General features: G+C 41.2%; 16 protein-coding genes and 1 pseudogene. 7 read left to right on the top strand and 10 right to left on the bottom strand.

Features of this window, described 5'->3' with window-relative positions; genetic code table 11:
* Window positions 1-32 precede the first annotated feature (32 nt).
* Window positions 33-623 (top strand): uracil-DNA glycosylase family protein, encoded by a 591-nt coding sequence (locus CDG60_RS09375; protein WP_087514073.1) that lies wholly within the window; start codon window positions 33-35, stop codon window positions 621-623.
* Between the two features lie 68 nt (window positions 624-691).
* On the opposite strand, the gene CDG60_RS09370 is transcribed toward CDG60_RS09375, so the two are convergent.
* The gene (locus CDG60_RS09370; protein ID WP_087514079.1) at window positions 692-1,555 is read right to left on the bottom strand and encodes a DMT family transporter; all 864 of its coding nucleotides are present in this window, start codon (window positions 1,553-1,555) and stop codon (window positions 692-694) included.
* A gap of 203 nt (window positions 1,556-1,758) precedes the next feature.
* On the opposite strand from CDG60_RS09370, the gene CDG60_RS09365 reads away from it, so the two are divergent.
* A complete protein-coding gene (locus CDG60_RS09365; protein ID WP_087514078.1) occupies window positions 1,759-3,147 on the top strand; it encodes an aminotransferase-like domain-containing protein in 1,389 nt (462 codons plus the stop codon).
* A gap of 61 nt (window positions 3,148-3,208) precedes the next feature.
* On the opposite strand, the gene CDG60_RS09360 is transcribed toward CDG60_RS09365, so the two are convergent.
* Window positions 3,209-3,643: a hypothetical protein gene (locus tag CDG60_RS09360; RefSeq protein ID WP_087514072.1), complete on the bottom strand. Its 435-nt coding sequence runs from the start codon at window positions 3,641-3,643 to the stop codon at window positions 3,209-3,211.
* A gap of 161 nt (window positions 3,644-3,804) precedes the next feature.
* Between CDG60_RS09360 and CDG60_RS09355 the strand changes: the two genes are divergently transcribed.
* Window positions 3,805-4,446, top strand: coding sequence for a class I SAM-dependent methyltransferase (locus tag CDG60_RS09355; protein WP_087514071.1), 642 nt, complete (start codon window positions 3,805-3,807; stop codon window positions 4,444-4,446).
* Between the two features lie 38 nt (window positions 4,447-4,484).
* On the opposite strand, the gene CDG60_RS09350 is transcribed toward CDG60_RS09355, so the two are convergent.
* The gene (locus CDG60_RS09350) at window positions 4,485-5,963 is read right to left on the bottom strand and encodes a phospholipase D family protein (RefSeq protein ID WP_087514070.1); all 1,479 of its coding nucleotides are present in this window, start codon (window positions 5,961-5,963) and stop codon (window positions 4,485-4,487) included.
* Between the two features lie 191 nt (window positions 5,964-6,154).
* Between CDG60_RS09350 and CDG60_RS09345 the strand changes: the two genes are divergently transcribed.
* The gene (locus tag CDG60_RS09345; protein WP_087514069.1) at window positions 6,155-7,264 is read left to right on the top strand and encodes an S-(hydroxymethyl)glutathione dehydrogenase/class III alcohol dehydrogenase; all 1,110 of its coding nucleotides are present in this window, start codon (window positions 6,155-6,157) and stop codon (window positions 7,262-7,264) included.
* 96 nt (window positions 7,265-7,360) lie between these two features.
* On the opposite strand, the gene CDG60_RS09340 is transcribed toward CDG60_RS09345, so the two are convergent.
* Window positions 7,361-8,956 carry an ATP-binding cassette domain-containing protein gene (locus CDG60_RS09340; RefSeq protein WP_087514068.1) on the bottom strand — a complete coding sequence of 532 codons (1,596 nt, stop codon included), beginning with the start codon at window positions 8,954-8,956 and terminating at the stop codon, window positions 7,361-7,363.
* Window positions 8,957-9,250: 294 nt separating this feature from the next.
* The gene (locus tag CDG60_RS09335; RefSeq protein WP_087514067.1) at window positions 9,251-10,456 is read right to left on the bottom strand and encodes an amino acid aminotransferase; all 1,206 of its coding nucleotides are present in this window, start codon (window positions 10,454-10,456) and stop codon (window positions 9,251-9,253) included.
* Window positions 10,457-11,203: 747 nt separating this feature from the next.
* Here CDG60_RS09335 and CDG60_RS18545 point away from each other — a divergent pair.
* Window positions 11,204-12,259: a 3-deoxy-7-phosphoheptulonate synthase gene (locus CDG60_RS18545; protein WP_087514066.1), complete on the top strand. Its 1,056-nt coding sequence runs from the start codon at window positions 11,204-11,206 to the stop codon at window positions 12,257-12,259.
* Window positions 12,253-13,047: pseudogene (locus CDG60_RS18540) on the top strand (PilT/PilU family type 4a pilus ATPase); the annotation flags it as partial. The gene CDG60_RS18545 and the pseudogene CDG60_RS18540, both read left to right, overlap by 7 nt.
* 39 nt (window positions 13,048-13,086) lie before the next feature.
* On the opposite strand, the gene CDG60_RS09320 reads toward CDG60_RS18540, so the two are convergent.
* On the bottom strand, window positions 13,087-14,265 hold the full coding sequence (locus tag CDG60_RS09320; RefSeq protein WP_087514065.1) for an MFS transporter: 1,179 nt from the start codon (window positions 14,263-14,265) through the stop codon (window positions 13,087-13,089).
* 260 nt (window positions 14,266-14,525) lie between these two features.
* Here CDG60_RS09320 and CDG60_RS09315 point away from each other — a divergent pair, with 260 nt between their 5' ends.
* Window positions 14,526-14,855: a CREC-EF hand family protein gene (locus tag CDG60_RS09315; protein ID WP_087514064.1), complete on the top strand. Its 330-nt coding sequence runs from the start codon at window positions 14,526-14,528 to the stop codon at window positions 14,853-14,855.
* 66 nt (window positions 14,856-14,921) lie between these two features.
* On the opposite strand, the gene gcvH is transcribed toward CDG60_RS09315, so the two are convergent.
* The 4 genes from gcvH to CDG60_RS09295 all read right to left on the bottom strand — a co-directional run bounded on the left by gcvH (window position 14,922) and on the right by CDG60_RS09295 (window position 18,862).
* Complete coding sequence (gene gcvH / locus CDG60_RS09310) at window positions 14,922-15,296, bottom strand: glycine cleavage system protein GcvH (RefSeq protein ID WP_087514063.1); 375 nt, start codon at window positions 15,294-15,296, stop codon at window positions 14,922-14,924.
* A gap of 88 nt (window positions 15,297-15,384) precedes the next feature.
* The gene (locus tag CDG60_RS09305; protein WP_087514062.1) at window positions 15,385-16,416 is read right to left on the bottom strand and encodes an AraC family transcriptional regulator; all 1,032 of its coding nucleotides are present in this window, start codon (window positions 16,414-16,416) and stop codon (window positions 15,385-15,387) included.
* Between the two features lie 143 nt (window positions 16,417-16,559).
* Complete coding sequence (locus CDG60_RS09300; protein ID WP_087514061.1) at window positions 16,560-17,009, bottom strand: MaoC family dehydratase; 450 nt, start codon at window positions 17,007-17,009, stop codon at window positions 16,560-16,562.
* Window positions 17,009-18,862: an ABC transporter ATP-binding protein gene (locus CDG60_RS09295; RefSeq protein WP_087514060.1), complete on the bottom strand. Its 1,854-nt coding sequence runs from the start codon at window positions 18,860-18,862 to the stop codon at window positions 17,009-17,011. Before CDG60_RS09295 ends, CDG60_RS09300 begins: the two co-directional genes overlap by 1 nt.

The raw sequence follows: 18,862 nt of genomic DNA, 5'->3' as shown, positions 1-18,862 counted from the left end.
AACTATAAATATCAAATTTTATAATGCATTAAATGACTGATCTGGAAATAGAAACCCATCCACTTAAACCATTTTTACCACAAAATGCCAGATTACTGATGCTGGGCAGTTTTCCGCCGCCTGAAACACGCTGGAAAATGGATTTTTACTATCCGAATTATCAGAACGACATGTGGCGGATCTTTGGACTGATTTTTTTTCAAAATAAAGATTATTTTCTGGATATACCAAATAAAAATTTTAAAGAACAACTGATTCAAGATTTTCTGAATGAAAAAGGAATTGCTATATTTGATACGGCTTATCAGGTTGTTCGTTTACAGGGTAACGCATCAGATAAGTTTTTACAGATTGTTACGCCTACAGACATGAAGCAGTTACTGAGTACAATTCCACAATGTCAGAGTGTTATGACAACGGGAGATAAAGCAACAGACACCTTGATGTTATCCATGCCTGAGGGAACACAGAAACCTGTGATTGGTCAGGCTGTAGAGACACATTTTGCAGGTCGGGAGCTGACACTGTACAGAATGCCATCTTCCTCAAGAGCCTATCCCTTAGCACTTGAAAAGAAAGCAGAAGCTTATTTGAGCTTATTTAAAGAAATTGACTTTCTTTAATAAAGCATAAGTTGAACAGCATTCTCTTACCAAGGGTATCATGTCGGAGTATTCAATCCATTTACATCCTAAGCAAATTTTTTTGCCATAGTGACACAGCAGATGACAGCACAACTGACGATCAGCATACCTGTACTGACATGCTCATTTAACAGGACTGCTGCAAAGCCAAGTCCTATAAAAGGCTGTAACAGCTGTGCCTGTCCAACACTGGCAATTCCCCCTAAAGCCAGTCCTTTGTACCAGAAAAAGAAACCGATCAGCATACTGAATAAAGATACATAAGCCAGTCCTGACCATTGGGAAATACTGATCTGGCTCAGATGGTCAGGAAAGTAGTACACACTGAAAACAAGCATAACAGGCAAAGCAATAATCAATGCCCAGCAGATAACCTGCCATCCACCAAGATTTCTGGACAGTTGCCCACCTTCGGCATATCCAAGACCACAGACAATAACAGCGAGGATCATATAAATATCACCTTTGCTGAAACTAAGTGCTTTGTTTTCATAGAGGGTAAATGCAATTACAAGTGCACTGCCCAGAATTGCAAAACACCAGAAAGCGGGTGATGGTTTTTCAGCAGCCCTAAAAACGGCAAAAATTGCGGTACAAAGGGGGAGTAATGCTATAAAAACAATAGCATGAGCAGAAGTAACCGTCTGTAATGCCAGTGCGGTAAAGAGAGGAAAACCGATGACCACGCCCAGGCAAACAATGGCTAAACGATAAAACTGTTGTACTGAAGGTATTTTCCTCGAAAAAAATAAAATGCAGAAAATGGCAAGTACACCCGCAATAGCAGCTCTGGCTGCAGTCAGAAACTCTGGAGTAAAGCCCATCACAGCAATACGTGTTGCTGGCAAAGAACCTGCAAAGATAATGACGCCGGCTATGCCATAGAGCCATCCTTTTGATGAGCTGTTGATTGCTGAATTCTGCATGGACAGTATCCATAAAATATAAGGGATTCCGTCAATACTGAATGTTCAGGAGAATGATGAACATACACAGTAACTATACAGTTGGAGCAAACTGTTATGGAAATAAAAGCAGTACAATTTGCAGAAAAATAAATTTCATATTAAGTTTTGAGACACTGTTTCATTTATCACGAAGATTACTGAAAGTCATGGCTAAAAATAAAGTGGAATTGAGCATTCAGTATATTGAAGGTCTGATCGACAGCAGGCAGTTAATTGCAGGCTCAAGATTACCTTCAGTACGCAGACTGGCAACTGAACTTGGGTTTTCAGTATCAACTGTTGTTGAAAGCTATGCGCGTATGGTCAGTAAGGGATTGATTGAGCCGAGAAAAGGTGCTGGTTACTATGTCTCTGGATATATGCCGGAAGTCAGTTTTCCAGTCAGTTCGGTTCAATACCAGCGTGAGATCGATCCTTTATGGATTTCCAGACAGTCACTGGAAGCAGATCATAATACTCTGAAACCTGGTTGTGGCTGGTTGCCTGCACACTGGATGCCCGATGCTCTGATCCGTAAGGCAATGAAACAGGTTGCTAAAGCTGAAACTTCATTACTGATGGATTATGCAGTACCTCATGGTCATACTGGTTTAAGACAGTATATTGCACGTAAAAAAGCATACATTCAGCAGGAATTAAGCCCAGCACAGATTTTACTGACAGATTCTGCCACACAGTCGATTGATCTGATTTTCAGACTGTTGTTAAAACCAGGGGATGTTATTTTAATTGATGATCCCTGTTATTTTAATTTCCATGCGCTGGTGGAAGCACACCATATACAGGCAATCGCTGTTCCATTTACAACCAATGGACCAGATATTGAGCACTTTCAGCAGGCTTTACAGTTAAAACCGAAAATTTATCTGACTAACTCAGGCATTCACAATCCAACTAGTGCTGTTTTGTCATTACAGACAGCATACAGTATTGCGAAAATGGTTGAAAAATCAGATATGCTCATCATTGAAGATGATATTTTTGCTGATTTTGAATATTTGCAGGCACCACGATATGCAGCTCTGACAGGTTTGAAACAGGTGATTCAGGTTGGCAGCTTCAGTAAAACTTTATCTGCATCTGTACGTTGTGGTTATATTATTTCTACAGAAAAGCGTATAGATGAACTGATTGATTTACGGATAGCCACCAGTTTCAGCAGTAGCTTTATCAATGCCGATATTATTTATCATGCTTTGATGGACAGTGGTTATCAGAGACATACGGACTGGTTAAAGAAACAGTTAATGAAAGCTTTTCAGGAACAGATTCAGCAACTTGCACAATTGGAGATTCACCCCTGGATTATTCCTAAAGCAGGTATTTTTCTCTGGTGCAGACTTCCACACGGCGTTCTGGCTGCTGATCTGTCACAATACTGTCTGCAACATGGTGTAATCCTTGCACCTGGTAATTCATTCAGTAAGTCTGGAAATGCAGGGCAGTTTCTACGCTTTAATGTTGCACAAAGTATTGATAAAAAAGTTTTTGATGTGCTTGCAGATGGTCTGAATGATCTGAAAAAGAATCCATGATAGTAAAAAATGATTTTGAGATCAGGTGCAGGCGCTGCAATCAACAATACAGATATGTAATTCAGTCACTGGAAGCGTAGTCCCATAGATTCAGTCTGGATTTTATTTCTGTGCGAATACCAGGAAGCATAGGGAGCAGTGTTCCATCAATCCACAGCTTAAGAGCCTGTATACTGATGCACTGATCATTCTGATCAACCAGTAGCGCACCTTTTACCATTATCATCGTTGTTTCATTTTCAACAGTCTCTATACCTTTAAATAAGACATTCAGGCTATAACCTGTATCTTCAATCAGCCATTCAAGTTCAATTTCAGTTTTTTCATTTGAGCAAAGTACAACCTGACCGGAAATAATCTGAGTATCAGTTAAACAGTCATGTTCAATTCTGATTTTGCTCAGAAACCATTCCTGCTGTTGAAGCTCAGTTAAAGTTTTTCGGGGAGTGAGAATATTATCTAAATTAAATTTACGGCTTAAATCAAAAAATTGCATGCAGACTGGGGGAGCTTTCAGGAAAGTGCTATCTTAGAGCAATGCTTCAGGTGTGTAAAACAAAGTGTTTTATTGATTGAAATTATGTATAAGTAGAAAGTAAATTTATCTTATAAATAAGACATGCATCGAATTTTGAATATGTTGATAGAGTTATAAAAATGAATCATGAAAATCCCGTATCTGTTTCTGAAGATGTACCCAGTCCTGTTGATTTACGGAAACAGACAGATGCTGCACAGTGGGCAAATGAAGTAAATGTTAAACGTCCGTGGCGTTACAGCTTCTTTGAAATGTATGCTGAACTGATTCAGCAGAAGAATGCTGTCGATATTCTGGAACTTGGTTCTGGTCCAGGATTTCTGGCTGAATATTTACTGGAGCATTGCCCAGAAATTCAATATTCAGCACTGGATTTCTCAGATGCAATGCATCAGCTTTCGATTCAGCGACTTCTGCCTGAGCAGTTGAAGCGTTCTAAGTTTTATACAGCAGACTTTAAACAATCTGGATGGAATCAGGGGCTGGAGCAATACGATCTGATTATTATTCATCAGGCATTACATGAGTTAAGGCATAAAAATCATGCTTTGAATTTCCATCTACAGATCAAAAAACACCTGAAAGATGATGCCATTTACCTGGTGTGCGACCATCTCTATGCCGATGATGCAATGAGTAATAACGAACTGTATATGTCTATGGAAGAGCATTTCAAAACTTTTGAACAGGCAGGCTTCAGACAGGTTCATGTTTTAAAGCAAATAAAAGGCTTATGTGCTTTCAGCTGTCAGAAAACCTGAAATGAACCAGAATGACGAGCACTATCCTTACATTGTCATTACATCAGCCATTCAACGGGCAGGTATGAAACACTGTGCATGATAAACCGCTGAAAACCAGTGGTATGCGGATCAGTATGGAACTGAACAACTTTCCCGTTATTCTGATGATCAAACCATATCAGATCGCCATTTTTATCGAGTTTAACTTCATAAGCGACTTTCAGAAGTGTACGGTCCAGCAGATATGAAACCTGTTCCTGTAACGCATCTGACCGAACCACCAGACCGACCTCGGTATTTAAATTAAAAGAACGGGGGTCGAGGTTGAATGAACCAATAAAGGTTTTGTCATCAATACTGATAAATTTGGCATGCAGACTTGATTTATTTTTCCCTTTTTTAGGAATCACATTACCTGTGACCACTTCATACCAGGTCCGTCTTGTGCGCTCAATATAAGGCTTAAACTCATACAGTTTTGCACCACTTTTAAGTAAATCGACCCGGTATTTCTGATAGAAAGCATGTACCAGGGCAACATCATTTGCGACATAGGAGTTGGTTAAGATTCTGACATTAACCCCTTTGGCAGGTAGCTGTGAAATATACTGTGTCCCGTTTTTTGCAGGAACGAAATAGGCGGCGATCAGATCCATTTCTTCAGTTGGATCGCCCATAAGATTACGGATCTGATGTGAAATCAGCTCATTTCCTTCGGCTTCACCTGCTGTTTTTTTCGGGGAATCAGCCAGAAAGTCGGCATATGCCCAGTTTACATGGTTCTGATTGAGTTCATTGGCCAGTTCTTTCTGTTCAAAGTCTACTTTCTCATCTGCTGAATGTTTATTGTTTTCCAGTGCTTTATATTGTTCACGTAACTGTAGAAGCTCCTGAGCTGAGCCCGTCGTAATAAACTGCTGAGCAGGATAACTCAACTGATAATTCCAGAAATCTGTAAATGTATCATTGGCTTTATGGACTGCCGTGCCATAAAACAGAATGTCCATATCCGTAAACTGAAATGAGTCACTTGCATCGAAGTATTCACTGCTGATATTTCTACCACCGGTCACTGCAATTGCACCATCTGCAATGATTAGTTTGTTGTGCATTCGACGATTGATTTTCATTGCTCTGAACAGATAGTCCATGACCCGAAAATTTCTGAATTTATACGGATTATAAAATTTCACCTGAATATTCGGGTGAGCAAGCAGAGCAGTCAGCTGGCTGTCCAGTTTTGTACCATTCTGATCATCAATCAGTAATCTGACCTTTACACCACGATCTGCTGCTTTCAGCAGTTCATGCAGCATGAGGTTCCCAATGAAATCATCAGCCCAGATATAGTACTGTAAATCAAGCGTATATTTTGCATGGCGGATCAGATGCACACGTGCTGCAATGCTCTGAAAGGCATCATTCATTGCAAGATAGGCAGACATTCCTTTCTGTAGTTTATGTGCGGTGTCTGGTTCATTAATCCAGTGCTCAGAATGGACTGCAACGTTTGCTTCCGGTTTCGCCTGATTCATAGGTAAGCTGCAACCTGTCAATGTAAATACAGCACAAATTAAAATGATCTTAGTTTTATGTTGTTTCATTTTTGGGTACACAAACTGTTTTCAGACAAATCATAACATTTTCTATCTACTTGAATCTTTAAAGCGAAAAAGGTTACTGTAGCTGAACTGTTAATGGATCATTCAATCAGGAATTATTTGAGATGAAATCACGTGCTGCGGTGGCGTTTGCGCCAGGTGAACCTTTACAAATTGTCGAACTGGACGTTGCTCCGCCTCAGAAAGGTGAAGTCCTGATTAAAATTTCACATACCGGCGTATGCCATACCGATGCATTTACTTTATCCGGTGATGATCCTGAAGGTGTTTTTCCAGCAGTGCTGGGGCATGAAGGTGCCGGTGTCGTGGTTCAGGTCGGTGAAGGTGTAACTTCCGTACAGCCGGGTGATCACGTAATTCCGCTGTATACAGCGGAATGTGGTGAATGTCTGTTCTGTAAATCCAATAAAACCAATCTGTGTGTATCTGTACGTGCAACTCAGGGTAAAGGAGTAATGCCGGATGGAACAACCCGTTTTTCCTATAATGGCCAACCGATTTATCACTATATGGGCTGTTCAACATTCAGTGAATATACTGTAGTTGCTGAAGTTTCCCTGGCTAAAATCAATCCAGAAGCGAACCATGAGCAGGTTTGTTTACTGGGCTGTGGCGTGACCACGGGGCTTGGAGCAGTATCAAACACAGCCAAAGTTCAGGAAGGCGATTCTGTTGCTGTATTTGGACTGGGCGGAATTGGTCTGGCTGTGGTTCAGGGAGCCAAAAAAGCCAAAGCAGGACGTATTATTGTCATTGATACCAACCCTGAAAAATTCAAACTGGCAGAACAGTTCGGTGCTACGGATTTCCTGAATCCTAAAGATTACGATCAGCCCGTTCAGCAGGTGATCGTTGAAATGACAGGCTGGGGCGTGGATCATTCATTTGAATGTATCGGAAATACCAGTGTCATGCGTTCTGCACTTGAATGTGCGCATCGTGGCTGGGGACAGTCAGTGATTATTGGCGTGGCAGGTGCAGGTCAGGAAATTTCAACCCGTCCGTTCCAGTTGGTGACTGGGCGTAGCTGGAAAGGTACAGCATTTGGTGGCGTAAAAGGGCGCAGTCAGTTACCTGGCATGGTTGAGGAAGCTATGCGTGGTAATATTCAGCTGGAACCTTTTGTTACGCATACCATGGGGCTTGAAGACATCAACAAAGCCTTTGATTTAATGCATGAAGGTAAATCTATCCGTACAGTCATTCATTTTTAAGCGTGATATTTTTTAAATATCAGCTGAAAAGATCATATAACTGAACATAAAAAACCTGCCATAGCGCAGGTTTTTTATGTTCCAGGTTACATCACTTTATTTTTTTAATTCGACAGATTCAGTAATACCGCAATCCCGAACAAAACAGTCATCATGTGAAACGAGCAAAACAGCTCCCGAATAAGTTCTGACTGCATGTGCCAGTAATTGTCGGGACTCGATATCCAGATGATTTTCGGCTTCATCAAGTAACAGTAAATGATCGGGGCGTAACATCTGACTGATTGCGAGTAAGCCAGTTTTCAACTGTTCACCACCACTTAACTGAGATAAAGGCTGTAAAGGCTTATCGCCCGATAATCTTAACTGACCGAGAGACCTGCGGCACTCAGATTCAGAAACCTCAGGACTTAACAGCTTTAAATTTTCCAGAGCACTCAGTTCTGTATTTAAAAAGCTGAAATTCTGGTCAAGATAAACTGTACCCGCAGCACAATAGATCGCTGTAGAATCTTTCTGATGAATCAGTTTTAATAAGGTCGATTTCCCACTGCCATTTTCACCACGGATATGCAGTTTCTGATCAGATCTGAGTGATAATGAAACGGGATATTGGGTTCCATACGGTAAAGTCAGCGCTGAAACTCTCAGAACTTCCCTGGAAGTATGAGTAGCTATAAAAGGAAAATGAAAACGTTGCACTTTGACATGTTCCAGCTGTTGCTGATTGTCTTTTAATGTTGCCTGCACCTGATCCATCTGGTTCTGCTGTTGTGTTCTTAATTTTCCCAGACTTTTTCCGGCCTGATCTTTTTGATAATCAAGCAGGATTTTTGCCTGAGAACCAGAATCACGTAAAGCCTGACCATGACTTTGTCTTTTCTGAGATTTCATTAAACTGGTATGTTGCTGATGTCTGAGCTGTTTCAGTTCACGTTTTTCCTGTGCAATTTTTTCCTCAAGTGCAACAGTATGCAGCTGCTTAAGTTCAGAGAAATCTGAATAATTCCCATGAAAACATTGCAGACCATGTCCAGAAAGCTCATAAATCTGTTCTGCATGCTCAAGCGACTGAACATCATGACTGATCAGGAGCACGCCAGATGCATGCGAGTGCATTTTTTCCATCAGCCATCTTCTGGATTTATGATCCAGATGATTTGCCGGCTCATCCAGCAGTAAATAGTGATCCTGCTTCAGAAACAGTTTCATCAGTGCCAGGCGAGTTTTTTCACCCTCACTGAGTTTATGGACAGGAAAATCAAGGCATGTGGGCAATGCCGCTTCTGCAAGCTGCTGTTCCCACAGTGCAGGAAAATGCCAGCTGTCCTGAACCGTATTATAATCATCCATATCTGCAACAGCATTTTCAATCCGCTGAAAAGCATCATGTAAATGTTTGATCTCAAGAGCATCAGCAATGGTTTTTGCTTGTAACCGGTGTAACTGAGGTAAATGTGAGTGGGGAATATTCCAGTGAATGCTTCCTGTCGTAAAAGCATGATTGTCTGATGTGTCAGTGTGGCAGTTCATGCTGTGCAACATCTGCATCAGCATGGATTTTCCCTGACCATTACGGCCTGTCAGTGCAGAGAGTTGTCCTTTATTCAGGCTGAAATTCAGCTGTTGAAACAGTATTCTTGCAGGAAACTCCAAAGAAAGACCGGAAATAATACATGCCTGTTGAGTCATAAGAAATCCTTATAAAAAGGACGTACAAAACAGTGGAACTACAGATTTAAAATGTCGTATCAGACATAAAAATACAGAAAATAATGATCGAGGCAATCGCAGCACGAGTTCGTCTATTTTGCACATCAGATTAATTTAATTAAAAAATAAAAAAATGATGGAAAATGACTTACTTCACTGGCGTTGCTCTTTTATAGGGATGGGGAATGGCTATTGTATGAATTTTATACTTCATGTCAACTGATATAAAAAAATCCCTGACAGTGCAGGGATTTTTAACGCGCTTCAGTAACTTTAAGCTGTTGCTTTCAGTACTTCAACAATCGAACTGGCTACATAATCAATATTTTTCAGATTCAGACCAGCTGCGCACATACGACCACTGCGAACCAGATAAATACCATATTTATCTTTCAGAATATCAACCTGCTCAGCAGTTAAACCAGTATAGCTGAACATTCCTTGCTGAGCTGTCAGATAGTCAAAATTACGCTCTGGTAATGCAGCACTGAGTTTCGCGCGTAAAATTTCACGCATCTGAATGATACGCTCACGCATTTCCTGAAGTTCTGCATGCCATTGTGCTGTCAGTTCAGTACTGTTCAGTACCTGATCGACAACCAGTGCACCAGTTGTAGGAGGGCTTGAGTAAATACGGCGAACTGTTGCTTTCAGCTGTCCAAGTACTCTCTGAGCTGCATCCTGATCATCACAGATGAAAGTCAGACCGCCAACACGCTCACCATACAGTGAGAAAATCTTGGAGAAAGAATTGCTGACAATGAAATTCATGCCTGACTTATCCAGTGCACGAATAGCATACGCATCTTCTTCAAGACCCTGACCAAAGCCCTGATAAGCAATATCCAGGAAAGGAATCAGATCACGGGCTTTCAGAACTTCAATGACACGATCCCACTCAGCAGGGGTTAAATCTGCACCAGTCGGGTTGTGACAGCATGGATGAAGCAATACGATGCCTTTAGCAGGAATGGTATTTAAATCTTCCAGCATTGCTTCAATGTTTACACCATTGGTGGATGCATCGAAATAACGGTAAAAGTGTGACTTGACACCTGCACCATTAAAAATAGCAATGTGGTTTTCCCATGTTGGCTGACTGACCCAGACATCAGAGTCAGGGAAGTATTTATTCAGAAAATCTGCACCAACTTTTAAAGCGCCTGAGCCACCCAGGGTCTGTACCGTGACTGCACGACCATCTTTGCGAGCCTGAGAATTTTCACCCAGAACCAAAAGCTGTGTTGCAGTGTTGTAGGATTTTGAACCATCCATAGGTAAATAAAGTTTTACCTTGTCATTCAGAGGCTCAATATTTTTAAGTGCCTGTTTAACTGCATTTAACTGAGGAACAATAGTGTCTTCGTTATAGTACAGTCCAATACTTAAATTGACCTTTTCTGTACGTTCATCCTTACCAAATTCTTCCATCAGAGAAAGAATTGGATCTCCTGCATATGCATCTACATGTTGAAACATGAATTAATCCTTGGAAACATCAACAACAATTAAGTTTTCGAAACTGAAAAGCTCTTTCTCATTCAATACCAATTGCGACCGAACGGTTTTTCTATCTGACGAAACAAGCAAATATCAGACTTTCATACAGCAATTTACATATCTGGAGAGCAGCTCACAACCATTAAAATTCCGAACATAAATAAAATACAGAGAAAATGAATAAAAGGGGAAGTAATACTTTAGTTTTTGATGAATAAATATGCAGTTGCATCCATTTTTTGATAGACATCCACTTAAATCAGATTCTATGTATGCTGATGCAAAAATAAACTGAGCTGAATCACATTATCCTGCGCTTCAGGAACAGATAAATTACGGCTTTTTTTACAAAAGCTATTGTCAAGCTTCGAAAGAGAGCGTATTTTGTTTTTTAACACTTAATATTTTTGTAGAAGCAGAAATGAAAGCGCATTCAGTACAGGTATCTTATTACTTTTGGCAATTTAAATAGTTGCCTGGATGTGTTCGGGCAATGAAAAGTTGCCCACCAGTTAATACCTGATCGGCAACCCTGATCAGGTTTTTTTATGCTTCTTATTTACAGATCTCTGGAGATTATCATGAACAAATTTAACTATTCATACTTTAGCAATGTTTACTGGTTTTACTTTAGTCAGGTGATGACTCTTATCAAGCAATCGAACAGACCCATAACGCTCAAATAAAAGTTCGGACTGCGACAGCAACAGTCCAAAGGAAAAATCAATGAACGCATTAAATACATCACTGAAACATACAGATAATTCAGAACTGACATTAAGCCTGCCACAACAATTAAAGGCAAAATTTTCTTTATCTCCAGAAATTGCACATCAAATCAAAGAACAGCGCGAGACAATTCAGAATATTCTTAATGGAACTGATCCACGACTGCTTGTGGTGACAGGCCCATGTTCAATTCATGACGAAAAATCAGCCCTCGAGTACGCAGGGCATCTACAGAAATTACAGCAGCTGGTAGGTGATCAGATCTATCTTGTGATGCGTGCTTATATCGAAAAACCAAGAACCACTGTGGGCTGGAAAGGGTTTATGTACGATCCAGAACTGAACGGTTCTTCTGACTTACAACAGGGACTGGAGCGTTCAAGATCACTGTATTTAAAAATTGCTGCACTGGGGTTGCCACTGGCAAGTGAAATTCTGAGCCCTATGGCAACGGCATATTTTGACGATCTGCTGGCATGGGGAGCAATTGGTGCCCGTACCAGTGAGTCGCAGATTCATCGTGAAATTTCCAGTCACATGGATTTCAGTATTGGATTCAAAAATGGTACTGATGGTTCAGTTCAGATTGCACTGGATGCCATTGAATCTGCTTCCCGTCCGCATCAGTTTCTGGGGATGAGTCAAAGTGGTTTACCTTCAGTACTCCAGTCTAAGGGAAACCCTAAAGCGCACCTGATTTTACGTGGCTCCAATAAAGGAACCAATTTCCATCTGGCAGATATCAGGCAGATTAAAGATTCAATAAAAGGTGAAATGCCGGCTCTGGTTGTGGACTGCAGTCATGGAAACAGCAGTAAAAATCCAATGCTGCAGCCGGATGTCCTTAGAACAGTGATCAGTGAACGTCATCAGACCCAGGTTCGAGGGGTTATGATCGAAAGTCATCTGGTTGATGGAAATCAGAAAATTTCTTGTGATATGGTCTACGGTCAGTCTGTAACTGATGGATGCCTGGGTTGGGATAAAACCAGTGCGGTACTGATTGAGGCTGCGGAACAGTTAAGAATGGATTTGCTGAAACACAGTGCCTGATTCTGGTGGTGGGTGGAACAGGCTCAGGTAAATCAACGTCGCTTGCTGCAATGATTGACCATCGGAATGAAAACTCAGCAGGACATATTATTACTGTTGAAGATCCAGTCGAATATGTCCATAAACATAAAAAATCCATGATTACGCACCGTGAAGTCGGGGTCGATTGTCACTCATGGCACAATGCACTGAAAAATACTTTAAGACAGGCACCCGATGTGATTCTGATCGGAGAAATCCGAGATACAGAAACCATGGAACACGCCATTGCCTTTGCTGAAACAGGGCATCTGTGTTTAGGGACTTTACATGCCAATAATGCCAATCAGGCTCTGGACCGGATTATTAACTTTTTCCCTGAGGAGCGTAAAAACCAGCTGCTGATGGATCTGTCCTCAAATATGAAAGCTATTATTTCACAGCGGTTGATTCGGACACAGGATGGTCGGGGCAGACGTGCAGCCGTAGAAATACTGCTGAATACACCTTTGATAGCAGATAACATTCTGAAAGGGCAGTTTCATGCACTGAAAGAGATTATGACCAAATCCCGTGAACTGGGCATGCAGACTTTTGATCAGGCATTATTTGATTTATACAATGATTCTTCAATTTCCTATGAGGAAGCAGTGCGTAATGCCGACTCAATGAATGAACTGAGGCTTCAGATTAAACTGCGTTCAACCCGACAGGATCAGGCTGTGCCTGGTAGTGCAGCAGTATTTTCGGTAAAATCTGAAGAAGCTGAAACAGCAGAAGATACAGGCTCTGCACAGCCTGCATCATAATATCTTTGCAGGAGCGGCAGTTCTGCACTCCTGCAGATTTCATACAGCTTTGGGTGCAACGATATATCTGTAAAACAGCAGACTGCCTGCTGTAAGCAGTGCACACAACAGATAAGCAAAACTGTAACCCTGAGCTGCAATAATAACTCCCAGCAATATAGAACCTAGAGCAATACCGATATCATAAAACGTGAAAAAAGTGGATGTTGCATGTCCAATGCGGTGCTTAGGTGCACGCTGGATTGCCAGTGTCTGTAAACAGGGCTGCACAGAACCAAAACCTATACCAATAAATACTGCAGCGATCATTAAGCCTGTCAAAGTGTTGATCTGGCTTAAAACAGCCAGTCCAATAGAAAAGAGTATAAGTGCAGGATAAATCACATAATGTGGACCTTTATTATCGTACAGTTTTCCTGTCAGCGGTCTGAGGCTCATCATTGAAACAGCAAAAACAATAAAGAACAGACTGGCATAAGACAGCAGGTTTTTAGATGCGGTAAAAGTCGAAATAAAGGACATAATACTTGCATAGGAAAATGAAACGATCATGGCAAGTGCCGCAACAGAAAGTGATTTCTTCTCTATAAAATCATTGATGCTTAATGACTTTTTCTCAGTAACAACTGGTCGTTGATGCTGTTCATTCTGGACAGGAATCATAAAGCAGAAAACATATCCCAAACATACAATAGCTGCCAGTATTGCTGCAACAGACAGATAGGAAAGTGGTTGAATTAAGGTCAGACCAATCAGTGGACCTAGGACAATCCCTAAATTGATGGACATGACAAAATAGCCCATACCTTCACCTTTACGCTGCTCAGGGATAAAATCATTGACGATTGGAACCACCACTGTAGTCAGTATGCTGAACCAGATGCCATGTAAAAAACGGATCACCAGTAGGGCTGTTAAATTATCTGCAAACAGATAAGCGACTGAAAACAGGCAGAAGAATCCTTCAGCAATAAATAAGGTTTTTTTCCTGCCAAATTTTTCAATAATCAGACCACTGAAAGGACGTACAGCAATGGATGAAACCATAAACAGCGTCATCGCAAGCCCTGCCTGTGTCAGTGAGCCATTCAGATCATTTACAATATAAACAGGCAAAACCGTTGTCTGAGCAAAGTAAAATATGAATAAAAACAGGTTGTTTGTCAGGCACAGAATAAAAGACTTATTCCATAGTGACAGCGTATTTTCCACAGACATAATATTTCCACATTGAGTAAAACAGCGGTCGCTTTTATCTGTACTGGCTTTTAATGATGTTTTTATATTTATTTCAGAATATAGCTTTGCTGCATATATGTTTAAATTTTAACTCAAATTACGTGAAATATAAAATAAATATTTGCTTTGGGTCAATGTACTGATATTAAGGGAAACATAATTCAAATGGTTTTAGCCGCTAAATTATTATACTGATAGTGAAATCATAGACAGTTTTACGCTGCTTACAGGATATTGAGATGAAAATAATCAGTTTAGTGGTGGGATTACTATGTTTTCAGGCATCAGCGGTATTTGCCTGTGAGCCTGCTGAAATCGGCTGGACGGCGCTTTTTAAGCAGTACGATATGAATAAAAATAAAATGTTTGAATGGTCTGAGTTTAAAAAAATTCAGGATTTTTTACCCTATGAATGGCCTGATAATCCTGAGTTCAAAGGAGAAGATGGACGTCGCAAGTTATTTCAGCTCATGGATAAAAATAAGGATGAACAACTTGATCAGACCGAGCTGTATGAAGTGTATACGTATCTGGAAAACCCATGTGCTGGGTGGCCATGGACTTCGTAAATGTTATAAAAATGAAGGTGATAAAAAAATCAGCCATCAAGGCTGATTTTTCTTAAAACAGCGATCTTACAAACCTGCTTCATATTCTTCACTTGAAAGCAGTTTTTCAACATCAGCCATATTGTCCGGCTTAATTTTATAAATCCAGCCTTTGCCATAAGGTTCATCATTTACAAAATCAGGATCATCTTCAAGGGCAGTATTTACTTCAACAACTGTACCTGATACAGGGGCATGAATATCTGAAGCAGTTTTGACAGATTCAACGACACCTGACTGAGCACCTGCGCTAAGTTGCTGACCAACTTCTGGTGCTTCTACATAAACCAGGTCACCTAAAGCATCCTGTGCATGGTCAGAAATACCTGTTACAACCAGATCACCTTCAATTTTTACCCATTCATGAGTTGCAGCATACTTCAGTTCTGAAGGATGATTCATAATGACTCCTTAAATGCTTTGCATTATTTTTGCCAAGAGTTATACATGCTTTTGTTACAAAACAAAAGACTTTCGCCAGTCATAAAACTTATAAGTATGGATCTTTACGCCAGTTACTTGGGCTACGACCGCTCCAGCGCTTAAATGCACGACTGAAATTTGCGACATCACTGTAACCCAGTTCATCAGCAATTTGCTCAAGCGTATAATCAGTACGGGACAGTAAAGAGGTTGCATGACGGTAACGGACTTCATCCACGAGCGTGGAAAATGATGTGCCTTCAGCTGCCAGCTGACGTTTCAGTGTCCGGTCAGACATATGCAGACGGTCTGCAACATTTTCAATACTCAGATAATGCTGTTCAGAGTTGGTGAGAATATCGCGTACACGCATGGAAACACGGCGACGCTCTCCAAGAGCAGACAGTTCAGCCTCACACTGATTGATCGCAATCTGGCTTGCAATTGGGTCTGCATTGACCATTTTCAGTCCCAGATATTTTTTATCAAAACTGGCAAGCAGATGAGGTTGATCAAATAGCATATTGTAGCGGTTCTGAAACTTATCAATATATTTATCAAAGCCTTCAGGTTTGGGGAAATCGAAGTCGATATCACCATAAAGCTCATCAATGCCTGTCAGAGCCTTTGCCATGGTCATGATGCCAAAAGTCAGCCCCATCACGATTTCAGTTCTGAGAGGTTCAATTTCGACTTCACACTGCAGCTGCAGGGTTGCTTTTTCGCCAAATGTAGAAAAATACAGCTGCAAGAAGGGCATGCGTAACTGAATGAAGCGGTTGGCAAGTACCAAAGCATCTGTTATGTCACCAGCAGTCATAATGGCATAGCCAATAAACCCATGAATGGAAATCCGCATCTGAGTTCCGATATGAAAACCCAGAGTAGCTTCACCTGTCATTCTTAAGGCATGTTTGATCAGTTCATTAGCAACAGTGGTTGGAATCCTGAAATCAGGCTCAGCAAGTTGTTCACTTGTGAAATTAAAAGGGGAAAACAGGGTTTCATCGTTATATCCCCAGCGGGAAACAATATCAAGAAGTAATAAGCCATAAACTCCAGGTATACCCTGATCCTGGCGAGGGGAAACTGCTTTCATGCGCGATCCGTTGCAATCAATTTTTTCTAATATGCTCATGTTTATACTGACATGAATCAATGACGTATTTCTTTAAAATTGTTTGACAATATCAGGAGCTAAACGAAAGTAGTATATCCTGATACCGCTATATTCTAACAGGATTATTCGGGTTTAAAGTCTTTTTTAAATACAACAATTTTAGTTGTGGAAATCAAAAGGACGTCATCATGCTGATTTTTAGCCTGAGTCACATAACTGACAATTGCACGGTCAGTACGGGTCTTTGAGGGTGTGATGGCTGTAATTTCAACTTCAACATGAATCCGGTCACCCGGACGGGTCGGTCGTGGCCAGCGCAGGGAAGATTCTGAGCCAATCAGACCATAGGCAACAGGAAAACATTCTGTCCAGAGACGCATGGTTACTGCAGAGGTATGCCAGCCACTTGCTGCAATGCCCTGAAAAACAGGATGTGATTTTGCCTGTTCTTCATCGGTATGGAAAACCTGAGGATCATATGCACCGGCAAACTGTTTTATTTCCTGCAATGACATTTCATATTCACGGCTTTTGAAATGATCCCCAACTTTAAGGTCTTCTAAATACAGCATTAATCAACTTCCTTTTTTTTAAGTGCCTGTTGTTCTATCAGAAATCCACCGGTCTGACGTTGCCATAACTGAGCATAGATCCCATTTAATGCAACAAGTTCATCATGCGTACCCTGTTCGGCAATTTTACCTTCATCCAGCACAATCAGCCGGTCCATCTGTGCAATTGTAGATAATCGGTGCGCGATAGCAATGACCGTTTTACCTTCCATCAGGTCGTCAAGGCTCGACTGAATTGCTGCTTCCACCTCTGAATCCAGTGCACTGGTCGCTTCATCTAAAATAAGAATGGGTGCATCTTTTAAAAATACACGGGCAATTGCGATACGCTGACGCTGACCACCTGAAAGTTTTACACCACGCTCACCGACATAGGCGTCATAACCCTGTTTACCACGTAAGTCAGTCAAAGCAGGAATAAATTCATCGGCTTTGGCTTTACGTACCGCAGCATACATTTCTTCATCTGTTGCATCGGGACGACCGTATTTAATATTTTCAGCCACAGAGCGGTGCAGCAAAGACGTATCCTGAGTAACCAGGGCAATATTTTTACGTAAACTGTCCTGGGTCACATCTTCAATATTTTGATTATCAATGGATATACGACCTTGGTTGATGGTATAAAAGTGTAGTAACAGCTGAATAAGAGTGGATTTACCTGCACCAGAACGTCCCACAATACCAATTTTTTCACCGGGATGAATATTCAGATTCAGATGATCAATCACATTTTTATCGTTATAGGCAAAAGTGACATCACTGAACTGAATATTGCCTGCTGTCACCTTTAATGGTTCTGCATCGGGCTTGTCCTGAATGCTGATGGCTTTACCCATGGTTGTCATACCATCCTGAATGGTTCCAACATTTTCAAACAGTGCAGAAGTCTGCCACATCATAAATTCAGCCATGCTGTTCAGTTTCAGAATCATGGCAGTTGTAGCAGCAATAACACCAATTGCAGCCTGACCGTTTAACCATAGCCATACAGCCGTTCCGAGTACTCCAAAGAAAAGTACCGCAGTCAGCAGATTAATACAGATCTCATACAGCGTGCCTAAACGCATCTGCTTGAAAACAGTGACCATGAACAGCTGCATGGACTCTTTGGCATACTGACTTTCACGACCAGCGTGTGCAAACAGTTTGACTGTCTGAATATTGGTATATGCATCCGTTACACGCCCAGTCATGACAGCACGGGCATCTGCCTGTTCTTTGGAAATACGCCCCAGACGTGGAATAAAAAACAGTGCTGCTGAAATAAAAAGAACCAGCCAGAGCAGTAATGGAACCAGCAGGACAGGGGAAATACTACCCAGCACCACACTGATCGTAATAAAGTAGATCACAACATAGGTCACCATGTCACCCAAAATGACCCAGAACTCACGGACCGCAAGGGAGGTCTGCATGACTTTTGCTGACAGACGTCCTGCAAAGTCATTATGGAAAAAATCAAGACTCTGCTGTAACAGTAAGTTATGAAAACGCCAGCGTAGGCGCATCGGGAAACTGCTGTATAAAATCTGATGTCTGACGACAGACTGCAGACTGGAAAACAGAATATTACCCAGCAGGAAAAGACTGAGTATAATCAGATTACTTTTATGATTTTCATAGAAGTTCTGTGGCGTGGACTGAGTTAACCAATCGACAAGGTGTCCAATCTGAGCAAAGAAAATCGCTTCGAAACTTGCCGTGGCTGCTGTCAGTAAAATCAGTAAAATCAGATAACGACGTACACCATATGCTGCTTGCCAGACAAATGGGAAAAATTTGACAGGCAATGGTTCATTTAAGCCTTTGGTGGGATATGGGTCAACCAGACGTTCAAACCATTGCAGCAT

Origin of the sequence: Acinetobacter chinensis, assembly GCF_002165375.2 — a bacterium.
GTDB classification, from domain to species: domain Bacteria; phylum Pseudomonadota; class Gammaproteobacteria; order Pseudomonadales; family Moraxellaceae; genus Acinetobacter; species Acinetobacter chinensis.
The sequence above is the reverse complement of the archived record's forward strand: the minus strand, read 5'-3'. Positions and strand labels throughout refer to the sequence as shown.